At 65.1% G+C, this 14,883-nt stretch carries 13 protein-coding genes; all 13 read left to right on the plus strand.

The window, feature by feature from the left end; all coding sequences use genetic code 11:
* Positions 1–708: 708 nt before the first annotated feature.
* The 13 genes from C9F12_RS09050 (at position 709) to C9F12_RS09110 (ending at position 14,640) form a co-directional block, all read left to right on the plus strand.
* Entirely contained in the window at positions 709–2,433 is a 1,725-nt protein-coding gene (locus tag C9F12_RS09050) for a nitrite reductase (RefSeq protein ID WP_108448651.1), read from the plus strand.
* A 62-nt stretch (positions 2,434–2,495) separates the two neighbouring features.
* On the plus strand, positions 2,496–2,987 hold the full coding sequence (locus C9F12_RS09055; RefSeq protein WP_045993516.1) for an Lrp/AsnC family transcriptional regulator: 492 nt from the start codon (positions 2,496–2,498) through the stop codon (positions 2,985–2,987).
* Positions 2,984–3,520: an Lrp/AsnC family transcriptional regulator gene (locus tag C9F12_RS09060; protein WP_162816424.1), complete on the plus strand. Its 537-nt coding sequence runs from the start codon at positions 2,984–2,986 to the stop codon at positions 3,518–3,520. The genes C9F12_RS09055 and C9F12_RS09060 overlap by 4 nt, the downstream gene beginning before the upstream one ends.
* A gap of 16 nt (positions 3,521–3,536) precedes the next feature.
* Positions 3,537–4,073 carry an Lrp/AsnC family transcriptional regulator gene (locus C9F12_RS09065; RefSeq protein ID WP_240184217.1) on the plus strand — a complete coding sequence of 179 codons (537 nt, stop codon included), beginning with the start codon at positions 3,537–3,539 and terminating at the stop codon, positions 4,071–4,073.
* Entirely contained in the window at positions 4,048–4,596 is a 549-nt protein-coding gene (locus C9F12_RS09070) for an AsnC family transcriptional regulator (RefSeq protein WP_108448652.1), read from the plus strand. Before C9F12_RS09065 ends, C9F12_RS09070 begins: the two co-directional genes overlap by 26 nt.
* A complete protein-coding gene (nirJ, locus tag C9F12_RS09075) occupies positions 4,584–5,762 on the plus strand; it encodes a heme d1 biosynthesis radical SAM protein NirJ (protein WP_108448653.1) in 1,179 nt (392 codons plus the stop codon). Before C9F12_RS09070 ends, nirJ begins: the two co-directional genes overlap by 13 nt.
* A gap of 13 nt (positions 5,763–5,775) precedes the next feature.
* Complete coding sequence (gene cobA / locus C9F12_RS09080) at positions 5,776–6,579, plus strand: uroporphyrinogen-III C-methyltransferase (RefSeq protein WP_108448654.1); 804 nt, start codon at positions 5,776–5,778, stop codon at positions 6,577–6,579.
* Positions 6,576–8,183, plus strand: coding sequence for a nitrite reductase (locus C9F12_RS09085; protein WP_108448655.1), 1,608 nt, complete (start codon positions 6,576–6,578; stop codon positions 8,181–8,183). Before cobA ends, C9F12_RS09085 begins: the two co-directional genes overlap by 4 nt.
* Before the next feature lie 425 nt (positions 8,184–8,608).
* Positions 8,609–9,646 carry an amino acid ABC transporter substrate-binding protein gene (locus tag C9F12_RS09090; protein ID WP_045993511.1) on the plus strand — a complete coding sequence of 346 codons (1,038 nt, stop codon included), beginning with the start codon at positions 8,609–8,611 and terminating at the stop codon, positions 9,644–9,646.
* Between the two features lie 155 nt (positions 9,647–9,801).
* Positions 9,802–10,977, plus strand: coding sequence for an amino acid ABC transporter permease (locus tag C9F12_RS09095; protein WP_108448656.1), 1,176 nt, complete (start codon positions 9,802–9,804; stop codon positions 10,975–10,977).
* Between the two features lie 159 nt (positions 10,978–11,136).
* Positions 11,137–12,213 (plus strand): amino acid ABC transporter permease, encoded by a 1,077-nt coding sequence (locus C9F12_RS09100; protein WP_045993550.1) that lies wholly within the window; start codon positions 11,137–11,139, stop codon positions 12,211–12,213.
* A 77-nt stretch (positions 12,214–12,290) separates the two neighbouring features.
* Positions 12,291–13,019, plus strand: coding sequence for an amino acid ABC transporter ATP-binding protein (locus C9F12_RS09105; protein ID WP_045993549.1), 729 nt, complete (start codon positions 12,291–12,293; stop codon positions 13,017–13,019).
* Between the two features lie 283 nt (positions 13,020–13,302).
* Complete coding sequence (locus C9F12_RS09110) at positions 13,303–14,640, plus strand: VOC family protein (protein WP_108448657.1); 1,338 nt, start codon at positions 13,303–13,305, stop codon at positions 14,638–14,640.
* Positions 14,641–14,883 lie beyond the last annotated feature (243 nt).

Here is a 14,883-nt window from a genome sequence, read left to right on the forward strand (position 1 = left end):
GCTGGGCGCGGGCGCCGCCGATGTATCGACAGCCCATGCTCCCATCAGCAGAAGGCAGGCGAGGGCGGCACGCCATCGTGGCGCAAGCACTGAGCACGCATGGCACCTGAAAGGGTGCTGGGAAATAGGTGTTGCCATCGACAAGTGTCCCCCGGCGAAGGTCCCTGTAGGACCCGACAGTGTCCTTGATTCATCGGAAATATTTATTGATATGGGTCGTCGTTTTATCCCGAAGGTATTGGTGTTTCTTGAAGTGGCAAGCAGTAGTCGAGTTTCGCCTCGCTGTCGATAGCGGCTGGAGCCATTGGATGATGCGCGTCAACGTCTTGATCAAAAAGTACTGAAATGCTTCTTTCGAGGTAGCTCCGAAAGTCTTATTTGGTCATTAAGATTAAGAAATTAAAGGGGAAAAATTTCTGCTGGTGTGCGGAGGAGTGATTGTTGATAGGGGTCAAGAGTCGGCAAGAGACCCAGTGAAATCGTCGGGAATGCGCGCTTCCATGGTAGGCAGGGCAAACGCGAAGAGAGCGGGCGTCTTCGCGGCCTTCATCTGGAAGGAAGATGTGTCGCTTATCCAGGGAAGGGATTGCCGTACCAAGGGAAATAACTCGCTCAAGAGAAAGCGGAAAACCTGGCGACATTTTCATCTTGTAGCACGACATTGGCGACAGGATGAAAGACACGTGGATCATGACTCGAGGTGAAAAGATGACCAGAAGCGTCACGACTCTCAAGCCCCTTGCCGCAGCGATAGCCATCGTGATTGCAGGCCTGGGAAGCGCCCATGGCGCCGAGAAGAACCTGTCTCCGGAAGAGGCGGCCTACCAGAGCAATCCGTCCGGCGTCGACCCGGCGGCGGTGATGATGCCCGATGAAGAGGGCGCCCCTGCGATGACGCGGGAAGAGTTCGATCACGCCAAGGAGATCTACTTCGAACGCTGTGCCGGCTGTCATGGCGTGCTGCGCAAGGGGGCCACCGGCAAGCCGCTGACCACCGACATCACCCGTGAACGCGGCGTGGACTATCTCAAGACCTTCATCACCTACGGCTCACCGGCGGGCATGCCCAACTGGGGTACCTCCGGCCAGCTGACCGATGACGAGATCGAGATGATGGCGAACTACGTCATGCATGAGCCACCGGTACCCCCGGAGTTCGGCCTTGCCGACATGAAGGACAGCTGGACCGTGTTCGTGGCGCCGGAAGATCGCCCCACCGAGCAGATGAACGACCTGAACCTGGAGAACCTGTTCTCGGTGACCCTGCGTGACGCCGGCCAGATCGCTCTGATCGACGGCGACAGCAAGGAGATCGTCAAGGTCATCGATACCGGTTACGCGGTGCACATCTCGCGGATGTCCGCTTCCGGACGTTATCTGTTCGTCATCGGTCGCGACGCCAAGGTCGACATGATCGACCTGTGGATGGAAGAGCCGACCACCGTGGCCGAGATCAAGGTGGGTCTCGAGGCGCGTTCGGTGGAGACCTCCAAGTTCGAGGGCTACGAGGACACCTACGCGGTCGCCGGCACCTACTGGCCGCCGCAGTTCGTGATCATGGACGGCGAGACCCTGGAGCCGAAGAAGATCGTCAGCACCCGCGGCATGACGGTGGGCACCCAGGAGTACCATCCGGAGCCCCGCGTGGCGGCTATCGTGGCGTCCCATCAGCACCCGGAGTTCATCGTCAACGTCAAGGAAACCGGCAAGGTCCGTCTGGTCAACTACGAGAACCTGGACGCCCTGTCCAGCGTCGAGATCGACACCTCCCGCTTCCTGCACGACGGTGGCTGGGACAGCAGCGGTCGCTACTTCATGACCGCCGCCAACCAGTCCAACCAGATCGTCGTCATCGATGCCAAGGAGCGTGAGCTCGAGGCGATCATCGACGTGGGCAAGACCCCGCACCCGGGACGTGGCGCCAACTTCGTCGACCCCGAGTTCGGGCCGGTGTGGGCCACCAGCCATCTGGGCGACAACACCATCTCGCTGATCGGTACCGACCCGGAAGGTCATCCGGACCAGGCCTGGACGGTGGTACGCACCCTGGAAGGTCAGGGCGGCGGCTCGCTGTTCATCAAGACCCACCCCGAGTCCGAGCACCTCTACGTGGACACCGCGCTGAACCCCGACGAGGCCATCAGCCAGAGCGTTGCCGTGTATGACGTCAACGACCTGGAAGAGGGCTTCCAGGTGCTGCCGATCGCCGACTGGGCGGATCTCGGCGAAGGACCCAAGCGGGTGGTGCAGCCGGAGTACAACCGTGCCGGCGACGAGGTCTGGTTCTCGGTGTGGAACACCGCCGATCAGTCTTCCGCGCTGGTGGTGGTCGACGACGAGACGCTGCAGCTGGAAGCGGTGATCAAGGACGAGCGACTGGTCACGCCGACCGGCAAGTTCAACGTCTACAACACCCAGCACGACGTCTACTGACGTCCTCGCGGGCCGCTCGCACGGGCGGCCCGCCCCAATTTTTCGCTTTTCGGGAGATGGCCATGGCAACCGACAAGGTGGTCGACGACCTGGACCGCATCGACCGGCGTCTGATCGATCGCTATCAGCGATCGCTGCCGTTGGTGGAGCGTCCCTTTGCGGCCATGGCCGAAGAGCTCGGACTGGATGAACAGGCGTTGATCGAGCGCCTGCAGCGTCTGTGTGACCTGGGCGTGGTGGGCCGTGTCGGCGCGGTGTTCGATCACCGCCAGGCCGGCGCCAGCGAGCTGGTGGCGGTGGCCGTGCCGGACCATCGCCGGGAGGCGGTGGCACAGATCATCAACGCCTGTCCCGGGGTCAACCACAACTACTGGCGCGAGCACCGCTACAACCTGTGGTTCGTGGTGACGGCGCCGGACAGCACCAGCCTGGAACTGCGCCTGACGCGGCTGGAGGCCGAACTGGCCACCCCGTTGCTGCGTCTGCCCATGGTCCAGAGCTATCACATCGACCTGGCCTTCGCCCTGCCCTGGGCGGAGCTGGAGGAAGCATGATCGAGGCCGTCACGTCCACCGCTGAGCGCCGTCCGGCGAGCCCGCTGCAGGCTCAGGATCGCCGTCTGATCAGACTCAGGGCCTGTCTGGAAGAAGGGCTGCCGCTGGTGCCTGAGCCGTTCAAGGTGCTGGCCGAGCAGACCGGCCTGAGCGTCGAGGAGGTCCGTACCTGGATCGGGCACTGGCAGCACAGCGGTTTCATCAAACGCTTCGGCCTGGTGGTCCGCCATCGCCGCCTGGGCCTCGCCGCCAACGCCATGGTGGTGTGGAACCTGCCCGATGATCGCGTCGACGAGGTAGGCCGGCGTCTGGCCGCTGAGCCCGAGGTCACCCTGTGCTACCAGCGGGTGCGTCGCCTCGGCTGGCCCTACAACCTGTTCTGCATGATCCACGGCGTCCGGCGAGTGCGTGTCGAGGCCCAGATCCGTGCGCTGATCCAGCGCCATGGCCTCGAAGACGTCGACCACCAGGTGCTGTTCAGCCGCCAGGCCTATCGCCAGCGCGGCGGACGCTATACGCCCGAGGAACCATGACACCCCCGGAGGAGCCATGAGCTCAGAAACACCGTCCCGGGGTTTTCCCGGCGACCCCGACCGCCACCCACACGACGCTGCCACCGCTCGCCATGACGCGGTGGCTGCGCTGTCTGAGGTAGAGCGTCGGATCATCAACCGCCTGCAGTTGGGTGTGCCCTTGACCCCGGACCCCTACGGCGACCTGGCCTTGGAGCTGGGGCTCGGGGTGCGCGAGTTGCTCGACGCCCTGTCGTCGCTGCTCGAGCGAGGAATCCTCAGTCGCTTTGGCCCGATGTTCCAGGCCGAGCGTCTCGGCGGTGCCCTGACGCTGGCTGCCCTGGCGGTGCCGGAAGCCGACTTCGAGCGCGTCGCCGAGGTCGTCAACGCCTTCCCCGAGGTGGCCCACAACTATCGCCGCGAGCACCACTACAACATGTGGTTCGTCATCGCCTGTGATCGCCCCGGCCGTGTCGCCTCGGTGATCGAGGCCATCACCGAGGCCACCGGGCTCGAGGTGATCAACCTGCCCAAGGAGGAGGAGTTCCATGTCCATCTCCACCTGCCCGTCTAGGGGCCGCGACGACGTCTCTGTGCTGGACGACGGCGACCGCGCCCTGATCCAAGCCACCCAGGCGGGCCTGCCGCTGGTGGCCGACCCCTGGGCCGCAGTGGGCGCGGCCATCGGCATGAGCGGTGAGGAGGTGCTGGCGCGCTTTCAGCGCCTGCGCCTGAGCGGCGTCGTGCGCCGTATCGCCGCGGTACCCAACCACTATCGCCTGGGCTACCTGGCCAATGGCATGACGGTGTGGGACGTCGATGATGAGCGCATCGATGAACTCGGCCGGCAGCTGGCCGACTGGCCGGGTGTCAGTCACTGCTACCGGCGGCCCCGTCGCTTGCCGGACTGGCCCTATAACCTGTTCGTGATGTTGCACGGCCACCAGCGTGACGAGGTCGAGGCGCAGGCCGCACGGCTGCGTGAATGGCTGGGCGACGCCTGTCGCGATCACCGTATTCTCTACAGCAGCCGCATCCTCAAGAAGACCGGGCTGCGGCTCGCCAGCGTGAAGGGAGCCTCGCCATGTTCCGAGTGACCCGCTACATCGACAGCCTGCTCGAACCGACGCCACTGACGCCTGCCCGCACCCCGCCGGGCCCGGTGGTGATCTGGAACCTGATTCGCCGCTGCAACCTGACCTGTCGGCACTGCTACACGGTGTCGGCCAACGTCGATTTCGCCGGTGAGCTGTCCACCGAGGAGGCGCTGAGGGTGCTCGAGGACCTCAAGGCCTTCCGGGTGCCGGCGCTGATCCTGTCCGGTGGCGAGCCGCTGATGCGCCCCGACATCTTCGAACTGTCGCACCGGGCCAAGGAGCTCGGGCTGTACACCGGGCTTTCCACCAACGGCACCCTGATCACCGAGGACAACATCGACGCCATCGCCGATGCCGGTTACGACTACGTCGGCATCAGCATCGACGGCCTGGAGGAGACCCATGACCAGATCCGCCAGCGTCGTGGCGCCTTTCGCGAGTCCATGGCTGCAGTCCGGCTGTGCAAGGAACGGGGCATCAAGGTAGGGCTGCGCTTCACCCTGACCCGGGACAACTACGCCCAGTTCGACGACATCCTGGCGCTGACCGCCGAGCACGACGTCGACAAGTTCTACCTGTCGCACCTCAACTACGGCGGACGCGGCCATCGCCACCGCAAGCACGACGCCTGGCACGCGATGACCCGCGACGCCATGACCCGACTGTTCGATCGCTGTCGCGCCGATCTCGAGGCGGGAATCCGGCGCGAGTACGTCACCGGCAACAATGACGCCGACGGGCCCTTCCTGCTGCACTGGGCCAGGCGTCACTTCCCCGATCGGGTCGAGGAGCTGAAGGCGCGTCTGGTCGCCTGGGGTGGCAATGCCAGCGGAGAGTACATCGCCAATATCGACAACCTGGGCAATGTCCACCCGGACTCCTTCTGGTGGGACCACCACCTTGGCAATGTGCGAGAGCGGCCGTTCTCGGAGATCTGGTGCGAGGCCGACGACGCGCTGATGCAGGGCTTTCGCAGTCGGCCACGGCCGCTCAAGGGACGCTGCGGCGCCTGTCGCTACCTGCCGATCTGCAACGGCAATACCCGGGTGCGCGCCTTCAAGACCCAGGGTGATCCCTGGGCCGAGGACCCGGGCTGCTACCTCGACGATGACGAGATCGGCCTGACCGACGCCGTCTCGCCCAAGATGATTCTGACGACCGGTTGAACGGGAGATCACCATGTCCTTGCAAGCCCTCTACGACCAGCTCGGCGAAGCGCCGCTCGCCTCCGGCGAGGTGGCCATCGTCGGCGCCGGCCCCGGTGACCCAGGCCTTTTGACCCTGCGCGCGCTCTACCTGCTCAGCCAGGCGGACTGCCTGGTCTATGATCGTCTGGTGTCGCCGGAGGTGCTCGCGCTGGCGCCCAAGGCGGCCCAGCGTTTCTACGTGGGCAAGGCGGCGCGTTGCCACGCCCTGACCCAGGAGGAAACCAACCAGTTGCTGGTGCGCCTGGCGGTCACCGGCAAACGGGTGGTGCGCCTCAAGGGAGGCGACCCCTTCATCTTCGGGCGCGGCGGCGAAGAGGCCGAGATGCTGGTGGACAACCAGATCCCTTTTCGCGTGGTGCCGGGAATCACCTCGGCCCAGGGTTGCAGCGCCTACGCCGGCTTCCCGCTGACCCATCGTGACCACGCCCAGGGGGTGACCTTTGTCACCGGCCACGCCCGCGCCGATGGCAGTCTCGATCTCGACTGGCGCTCGCTGGCCAGTCGCCACCACACCCTGGTGTTCTACATGGGGCTGACCAACGCCGAGCTGATCCAAGGCGAATTGCTCGCCAACGGTCTGCCCGCCGACCACCCGGTGGCGCTGATCGAACGCGGCACCACCCGGGAACAGCGCCGGGTGATCACTCGCCTGGACCAGTTACCGGAGACCATTCAGGCCGAGGGGCTAAGGCCGCCGACCCTGATCGTGGTGGGCGAGGTGGTGTCCCTGGCCGGGCGGCTCGATATGGACGCGGTGGCGGAGGCGGTGGCATGAACACGGCAAGACTGCTGGGCGCGGCCCTGATTGGGCTGATGCCGGGGCTGGTGCCGGGTTTTATGCTGGGTTTGATGCCAGTATCGGCCGAGGCGCAGGCGACAGATTCGGCTCCGCCGCAGCTCTATCAGGATCACTGCGCCAGCTGCCACGGCGCCGATCGTCTGGGCGCCATGGGGCCGGCGCTGCTGCCCCAGAACCTGGGGCGCATCAAGCCCGAAGAGGTTCGTCGGGTGATCGCCGATGGCCGCCCCGCGACCCAGATGCCCGGCTTTACCGACACGCTTGCCGAGGCCCAGGTCGATGCGCTGAGCGACTGGGTGCTGAGTGACCCGCCGGTGACCCCCGACTGGACGCTAGACGATATCCGCGCAAGCCAGGTGGTGTCGCATCCTCCTGGCAGCCTGGATGACACGCCTGAGTTCGACGCCGATCCGCAGAATCTGTTCGTGGTGGTAGAGACCGGCGATCACCACGCCAGCGTGCTCGACGGCGACACCTTCGAGCGCCTGGCGCGCTTCCCCACCCGCTTTGCCCTGCATGGCGGGCCCAAGTACAGCCCGGACGGCCGCTACGTCTATTTCGGCTCCCGCGATGGCTGGATCACCAAGTTTGATCTTTACCACTTCACCGTGGTGGCCGAAGTTCGCGCCGGCATCAATATGCGCAATATCGCGGTGTCCGCCGATGGCCGCTACGTGATGGCCGCCAACACCCTGCCGGGCAACCTGGTGCTGTTCGACGCCCACCAGCTCGATCCCATGCGGGTCTATCCTGCTGCCGACGCCGAAGGCAACGGTTCCCGGGTCAGCGCCGTCTACGCCGCGCCACCGCGCTCGAGCTTTATCGCCGCGCTCAAGGACGTCAAGGAGCTGTGGGAGATCCCCTGGCCGGTGGCGCCTGAAGCGGTGGTGGCCACGGGGCATATGGACGAGCCGCTGGATCCCGCGCGCAAGGCTCTGGAGGCCAGGGGCGAGAGCTTCGAGGTCCGGCGTCTGCCGGTGCCGGACTACCTCGACGACTTCTTCTTTGACCCCGAGTACCGCCGCGTCATCGGCGCCTCCCGCGGTGGCGATGGGGCCATGGTCATCGACCTGGACAGCGGCGACAAGCTGGCCGACCTGCCGTTGTCGGGCATGCCCCATCTGGGTTCCGGCATCACCTGGGAGACCGGCGGACGTCGGGTGATGGCGATTCCCCACCTGGCCAAGCCGGAAGTCTCGATCATCGACATGGACGACTATTCGCTGATCAAGACGCTGCATACCGACGGACCGGGCTTCTTCATGCGCAGCCACGAAAACTCCCGCTACGCCTGGACCGACGTGTTCTTCGGGCCCAACCGTGATCGTGTCCACGTGATCGACAAGGACAGCCTCGAGATCGTGCGCACCCTGATCCCGGAGCCGGGCAAGACGTCTGCCCACGTGGAGTTCGACCGCGACGGCGAGACCCTGCTGCTGAGCCTGTGGGAGCGCGACGGCGCGGTGATCGCCTACGACGCCGATAGCCTCGAGGAGATCACCCGGGTGCCGATGGACAAGCCGTCAGGCAAGTACAACGTGTGGAACAAGACCCACTATGAAGAAGGCACCTCGCACTAGGGCTTGTCTGAAAAGTGCCTGCGCTCGGTAATACGGCGTTAAAAATCGGATCAAATTGCTCATTTACACCCCGTAAACTGCGCTTTCTCACCGATTTTTGCCTTGTCTAACCTTCGCTCGTCGACTTTTCGGACAGCGCCTAGAGGCCTATGTGAAAAGTGCCTGCGATCGGCGGCTTTTCGGACAACGCCCAAGGACGTGGCGCTGTCCTGATACAAGGCGTGCTCGTGGTGGAGGTCAGTGCGTCTTGCCCGGAGGGGGCGTGCCAGCGGGCACGCTCCTCCTGGGCCTCTTTTCGATGGGACCCTGGTATCAACCTTCAATCCATCGTTTAAAACAAACGTCGACACCAGCATTGACCACGCCGGCCGAGGCTCGGATAGTGAATGGGCGTACAACGCTCATCCATTACTGGAGTTGAATCCATGCGACACAATAACAAGACGTTGCTGACCCTCTCCCTCGCCGCGCTATCCACAGCGGCGCTGGGCGTGACGAGCAGTGCTTCGGCCGCCACCCTGGACGAAGTCACCTCCCGCGGCGAACTCCAATGCGGTGTCAACGTCGGCCTGTCCGGTTTCTCCTCGCCGGACGAGAACGGCAACTGGCAGGGACTCGATGTGGAAACCTGTCGCGCCATCTCGGCGGCGATCTTCGGCGACGCCGACAAGGTGGTGTTCACCCCGCTGACCGCCAAGGAGCGCTTCACCGCGCTGCAGTCCGGCGAGATCGACGTGCTCTCGCGCAACACCACCTGGACCGCCACCCGGGACAACTCCCTGGGCCTCAATTTCACGACGACCACCTTCTACGATGGTCAGGGCTTCATGGTGGCCAAGGATCTCGGCATCGAAAGCCTCGAGGATCTGAACGGCGCCTCCATCTGTATCCAGTCCGGCACCACCCACGAGCTCAACCTGGCGGACTACTTCCCGGCCAAGGGCATCGACATCAACACCGTGACCTTCGATACCCCGGACCAGACCGCCTCGGGCTTCGCCAGCGGGCGCTGTGACGTGCTCACCTCGGACACCTCCCAGCTCAGCGCCCTGCGCCTGCAGCTGCCGGAACCGGACAGCGTCGAGATCCTCACCGAGCTGATTTCCAAGGAGCCGCTGGGCCCGGTGGTCGCCCAGGGTGACGACCAGTGGTTCGACATCGTCAAGTGGACGGTCTTCGCCATGGTCAATGCCGAGGAACTGGGCATCACCAGCGACAACGCCGAGCAGATGAAGAATGATCCGCCCAATCCCCAGGTGGCGCGCCTTTTGGGTGTCGACGGCACCTACGGAGAGCAGCTCGGTCTGACCAACGACTGGGCCTACAACATCGTCTCCCAAGTGGGCAACTACGGTGAGGTGTTCGCCGATACCGTGGGCGAGAACTCACCGCTGGGCATCAGCCGTGGCATGAACGCCCTGTGGAACGAAGGCGGCATCCTCTACGCCCCGCCGATCCGCTGATACTGTCCGCTGCGACCCCGGCCATGGCCGGGGTCGTCCGACCCATGACGGATAGAGCGACGACGTCGCGCGCCGGCCCACTTGCCGTTCGCGGGTGAATGCCCACGGCCGCGAGACGGGCCGGAGGCAAGCGTCGTCCAGCAAGAGGCTCGCCCATGTCCACGCCCCCTATCGAACGGACGCCGCTATGGCGGCGTCCTGCCTTTCGTGCGCTGATCATCCAGGCGCTGCTGCTGGCAGGCCTCGCCGCGCTGATCGCGATGATGATCGGCAATGCCCTGACCAATCTTGAGGCCAGGGGCATCACCACCGGTTTCGACTTCCTCGGTGAGCGCGCCGGGTTCTCGATCCCCCAGACCCTGATCGACTACTCTGGCGACAGCAGCTACGCCCGCACCTTCGTGGTGGGGCTGCTCAATACCCTGCTGGTGTCCGGGCTCGGCATTCTGGCCGCCACCCTGATCGGCTTCGCCGTGGGTATCGCGCGGCTGTCGCCCAACTGGCTGCTGGCTCGCCTGGCGGCGGCCTTCGTCGAGACCTTCCGTAATATCCCGCTGCTGGTGCAGATCCTGTTCTGGTACTTCGCCGTGCTCCAGGCCCTGCCCAGTCCGCGCCAGAGCATGTCGCTGCTCGAGGCGTTCTTTCTCAACGTGCGCGGGCTGATGGTGCCGGCGCCGGTGCCCGAGCCAGGCTTCGGCCTGACCCAGCTGGCGCTGGTAGTAGCGATCCTGGCGGTGGTGGCCCTTGGTATCTACGCCAGACGGCTGCAGCAGCGTACCGGCAAGGCGCTGCCGGTGTACTGGCTCGGCAGCGCCCTGATCATTGGCTTGCCGCTGCTGGTGTTCGTGGCCAGCGGCAGCCCGCTTGCCTGGGACGTGCCGTCGCTCAAGGGCTTCAACTTCTCCGGCGGTATCACCGTGATCCCGGAGCTGATGGCACTGTGGCTGGCGCTGTCGATCTACACCGCCTCCTTTATCGCCGAGATCGTGCGTTCAGGGATCCAGTCGGTGCCCAAGGGGCAGATCGAGGCGTCCCGGGCGATCGGCCTGCCGGGCAACATCACTTTGCGCAAGGTGGTCATCCCCCAGGCGATGCGAGTGATCGTGCCGCAGCTCACCAGTCAGTACCTGAACCTGATCAAGAACTCGTCGCTGGCGACCGCCATCGGCTATCCCGACCTGGTGGCGGTGTTCGCCGGTACCAGCCTCAACCAGACCGGCCAGGCGATAGAGATCATCGCCATGACCATGGCGGTCTATCTGACCATCAGTCTGGTGGTGTCGGCGTTGATGAACGTCTACAACGCCCGGACCCTGCTCAAGGAGCGCTGAGATGAATACGCCAACCATGCGCTCTGCCATGAGCCGCTTGTCTGTCTTCGTTGGAGGACTGCTGCCATGACCGAGCGTCCCACACCTCCTTCCCAGTCCCCGGTGCACCCCCCGAGTGAGCCCGAGGTGGCGCCGGCGGCCGCGTCCACCGAGCATTCGATGATCGCCGCCCGCCCGGCGCCGGTGGCACGCCATGGCGTCACCGGCTGGCTGCGCAGTCGGCTGTTCTCGACCCCGCTCAATTCGGTGGTCTCGCTGATCACCCTGGCGGTGCTGGTATGGGCGCTGTCCCCGCTGGTGCAGTGGGCGCTGATCGACGCCGACTGGATCGGCACCACCCGCGAAGCCTGTACCGGCGAGGGCGCCTGCTGGGTGTTCATCAGCGCCCGCTTCGAGACCATCGTCTACGGCTTCTACCCCGAGACCGAGCGCTACCGCGTCGATATCACCCTGGCGCTGCTGGTGGCCACCATCGCCTGGCTGATGATTCCCCGACTGCCGGCCAAGCGCTGGGTGGTGATCTTCGCCCTGGTCGGCTTTCCGGTGATCGCCTGGCTGTTGCTGCTGGGAGGCCACTTCGGCCTGCCGGCGGTGCCCACCCGTGAGTGGGGCGGGCTGATGCTGACCCTGACCGTGGCCATCGTCGGCATCGTCGGCTCACTGCCGCTGGGGGTGATCCTGGCGCTGGGCCGGCGCTCGCAGATGCCGCTGGTGCGCAGCCTGTCGGTGGTGTTCATCGAGTTCTGGCGCGGCGTGCCCTTGATCACGGTGCTGTTCATGGCCTCGGTGATGCTGCCGCTGTTCGTGCCCAGCGAGGTCGAGTTCGACAAGCTGTTGCGCGCACTGATCGGCATCATGTTCTTCTGGAGCGCCTATATGGCCGAGGTGGTGCGTGGCGGCCTGCAGGCGATCCCCAGAGGCCAGGAAGAGGCCGCCAAGGCGCTGGGCCTGGGCTACTGGCGGCGGATGGGCCTGATCATCCTGCCCCAGGCGCTCAAGCTGGTGATCCCGGGCATCGTCAACACCTTCATCGCGCTGTTCAAGGACACCTCACTGGTGCTGATCATCGGCCTGTTTGACCTGCTGGCGATCATCCGTGCCGGGCTCACCGACACCAACTGGCTGGGCTTCGCCACCGAGGGCTACGTGTTCGCCGCGCTGATGTTCTGGATCTTCTGCTTCGGCATGTCACGTTACAGCCAATATATCGAACGGCGTCTACATACCGGCCATTGACGGCCCACAACAACAAATTTGATCGGGAGGCAGCCATGTCTGCTCAAGCGGCGACCACGGCGGATTCGAACACGCCGATGATCGAGATCGACGGCCTCAACAAGTGGTACGGGGACTTCCACGTGCTGCGCGACATCGACCTGACCGTGCAGCCAGGGGAACGCATCGTGGTGTGCGGGCCCTCGGGGTCCGGCAAATCCACCCTGATCCGCTGCATCAATCACCTGGAGGAACACCAGCAGGGCCGCATCACCGTGGGCGGGGTGCACATGACCCAGGACGTCAAGCGCATCGAACAGATCCGTCGGCACGTCGGCATGGTGTTCCAGCACTTCAATCTGTTCCCTCACCTGTCGGTGCTCGACAACTGCTGCATCGCCCAGACCTGGGTGCAGAAGAAGCCCCGGCGCGAGGCCGAGGCCACCGCCATGGAGTTTCTCGAGCGGGTGCAGATCGCCGACCAGGCCCACAAGTACCCGGGCCAGCTGTCCGGCGGCCAGCAGCAGCGCGTGGCCATCGCGCGCGCGCTGTGTCTGCGCCCAGAGGTGATGCTATTCGACGAGCCCACCTCGGCGCTGGACCCGGAGATGATCAAGGAGGTGCTGGACGTGATGATCGAGCTGGCCCGGGAAGGCATGACCATGCTCTGCGTGACCCACGAGATGGGCTTCGCCAAGACCGTGGCCGACCGGGTGATCTTCATGGATCAGGGCCAGATCATCGAGCAGGCGCCGCCCCAGGAGTTCTTCAACAACCCGCGCTCGGAGCGTACCCAGCTGTTCCTGAGTCAGATCCTGGGGCACTGAGGCGCCCTGGCCGCGCGCTTGCTCGCGCAGAGCGCGGCAAGGCGGACGGGGGCGACAGCAGCGGGGCACATAAGCTGGAGGACTGGTAGCGCGGGGTGGCTCCCATGGCGTCGCTGCGAGAAAGACTGCGCCGATAAAGGCGCGGAGTGTCGAGAGCGATGGCGGCGACCACCGCCGTGGCATTCCTTGAAGGAATACAACCAGCGATAATTTTCGTTTGTCGCCGCCTCCCCGCTCTGGTCTTATCGGTGGCATCACCGCCTGCCAACCGATAGGAGCCCGGATGTCTTCCGACTTTGTGACCGCCGACGAGATTCGTGACCGCTTTGCCTCTGCCATGTCGGCCATGTACCAGGCCGAGGTGCCCCAGTACGGCACCCTGCTGTCACTGGTCGAGCAGGTGAATCGGCAGACCCTCGAGGCTGATCCGGCGCTGGCCGAGCGGCTCGAGGCCAGCGGCGAGCACGCTCGCCTGGGCGTCGAGCGTCACGGTGCGATCCGGGTGGGCACGGCCGAGGAACTCGCCACCCTGAGGCGCCTGTTTGCGGTGATGGGGATGTTCCCTGTGGGCTACTACGACCTGTCCGAGGCCGGGGTGCCGGTGCACTCCACCGCCTTTCGCCCGGTCACCGACGAGGCCCTGGCGCGCAATCCCTTCCGCCTGTTTACCTCGCTGCTGCGCCTCGAGCTGATCGAGGACGTCGAGCTGCGCACCCTGGCCAGCGAGATCCTGGCCAAGCGCGACATCTTCACCCCGGGGGTGCGTGAACAGATCGCTACCTTCGAGCAGCAGGGTGGCCTCACCGAGGAACAGGCCAAGCGCTTCGTCGCCGAAGCCCTGGAGACCTTCCGCTGGCACCAGGACGCCACCGTGGACCGCGCCACCTACGAGCGGCTGCACTCGGCCCACCGTCTGATCGCCGACGTGGTGTGCTTCCGTGGCCCGCACATCAATCACCTGACGCCGCGGACCCTGGATATCGACGAAGCCCAGCGCCGGATGCCCGAGCATGGCATGACGCCCAAGGCGGTGATCGAGGGCCCGCCCCGGCGCGCCTGTCCGATCCTTCTGCGTCAGACCAGCTTCAAGGCGCTGGAAGAGACCACCCGCTTTGTCGGTGACGCCGAGGGCAGCCACACCGCCCGCTTTGGCGAGATCGAGCAGCGTGGCGTGGCGCTGACACCCAAGGGCCGCGCCCTGTATGACCGCTTGCTGGGCGAGGCCCGCAAGGCGACCCAGGGGCTGGACAACGCCGCCCATCAGGCTCGCCTGGCCGAGGTCTTCGCCGACTTCCCCGATGACGAGACCACCCTGCGCCGCGAGGGTCTGGCCTACTTCGTCTACCGTGCGGTAGACGAGTTCGACGGTGACGCCTCTGTGGAGGCACAGATCGCCGCCGGCAAGGTGGTGGCCGAGCCGCTGACCTACGAGGACTTCCTGCCGGTGTCGGCGGCGGGCATCTTCCAGTCCAACCTGGGCGGTGAGGAGAGTGCGGTGGGGCAGGGCAACGCCAACCGCGACGCCTTCGAGGCGGCGCTGGGGGCCTCGGTGCGCGATGAACTCGAGCTCTACGCCCGCCGCGAGCGCGAATCCCTGGTGGCGCTTGGCCTGAAACGCTGATCCTGATGATTGGCCTGAGCCTCTCTGTATCAGCCGCTGAATGTGCCCATCGCTGATCCTGTCGTCACGGCTCTTGCCTTTACGGAAAGTACCCGCGCCGATCGATCTTCCGCCCGGAAGATCGATCGGCGTTGGCGTTGGCGTTGGCATTGCGGGTAGCGAGGCGATGTTGGCGGGCGGGTCCTCAGCGAGTGCGAGCCGTGGCACACAAAGGTAAGCTTCTGGCTTTTCTTGTCTCAGGAG

Origin of the sequence: Halomonas sp. BN3-1 (assembly GCF_003056325.1) — a bacterium.
Lineage (GTDB): Bacteria > Pseudomonadota > Gammaproteobacteria > Pseudomonadales > Halomonadaceae > Halomonas > Halomonas litopenaei.

Bases quoted from the DNA above. Each gene is read 5' to 3' on its own strand.
- C9F12_RS09050 (WP_108448651.1), top strand. From the start codon at position 709: ATGACCAGAAGCGTCACGACTCTCAAGCCCCTTGCCGCAGCGATAGCC.
- C9F12_RS09055 (WP_045993516.1), top strand. From the start codon at position 2,496: ATGGCAACCGACAAGGTGGTCGACGACCTGGACCGCATCGACCGGCGT.
- C9F12_RS09060 (WP_162816424.1), top strand. From the start codon at position 2,984: ATGATCGAGGCCGTCACGTCCACCGCTGAGCGCCGTCCGGCGAGCCCG.
- C9F12_RS09065 (WP_240184217.1), top strand. From the start codon at position 3,537: ATGAGCTCAGAAACACCGTCCCGGGGTTTTCCCGGCGACCCCGACCGC.
- C9F12_RS09070 (WP_108448652.1), top strand. From the start codon at position 4,048: ATGTCCATCTCCACCTGCCCGTCTAGGGGCCGCGACGACGTCTCTGTG.
- nirJ (WP_108448653.1), top strand. From the start codon at position 4,584: ATGTTCCGAGTGACCCGCTACATCGACAGCCTGCTCGAACCGACGCCA.
- cobA (WP_108448654.1), top strand. From the start codon at position 5,776: ATGTCCTTGCAAGCCCTCTACGACCAGCTCGGCGAAGCGCCGCTCGCC.
- C9F12_RS09085 (WP_108448655.1), top strand. From the start codon at position 6,576: ATGAACACGGCAAGACTGCTGGGCGCGGCCCTGATTGGGCTGATGCCG.
- C9F12_RS09090 (WP_045993511.1), top strand. From the start codon at position 8,609: ATGCGACACAATAACAAGACGTTGCTGACCCTCTCCCTCGCCGCGCTA.
- C9F12_RS09095 (WP_108448656.1), top strand. From the start codon at position 9,802: ATGTCCACGCCCCCTATCGAACGGACGCCGCTATGGCGGCGTCCTGCC.
- C9F12_RS09100 (WP_045993550.1), top strand. From the start codon at position 11,137: ATGATCGCCGCCCGCCCGGCGCCGGTGGCACGCCATGGCGTCACCGGC.
- C9F12_RS09105 (WP_045993549.1), top strand. From the start codon at position 12,291: ATGATCGAGATCGACGGCCTCAACAAGTGGTACGGGGACTTCCACGTG.
- C9F12_RS09110 (WP_108448657.1), top strand. From the start codon at position 13,303: ATGTCTTCCGACTTTGTGACCGCCGACGAGATTCGTGACCGCTTTGCC.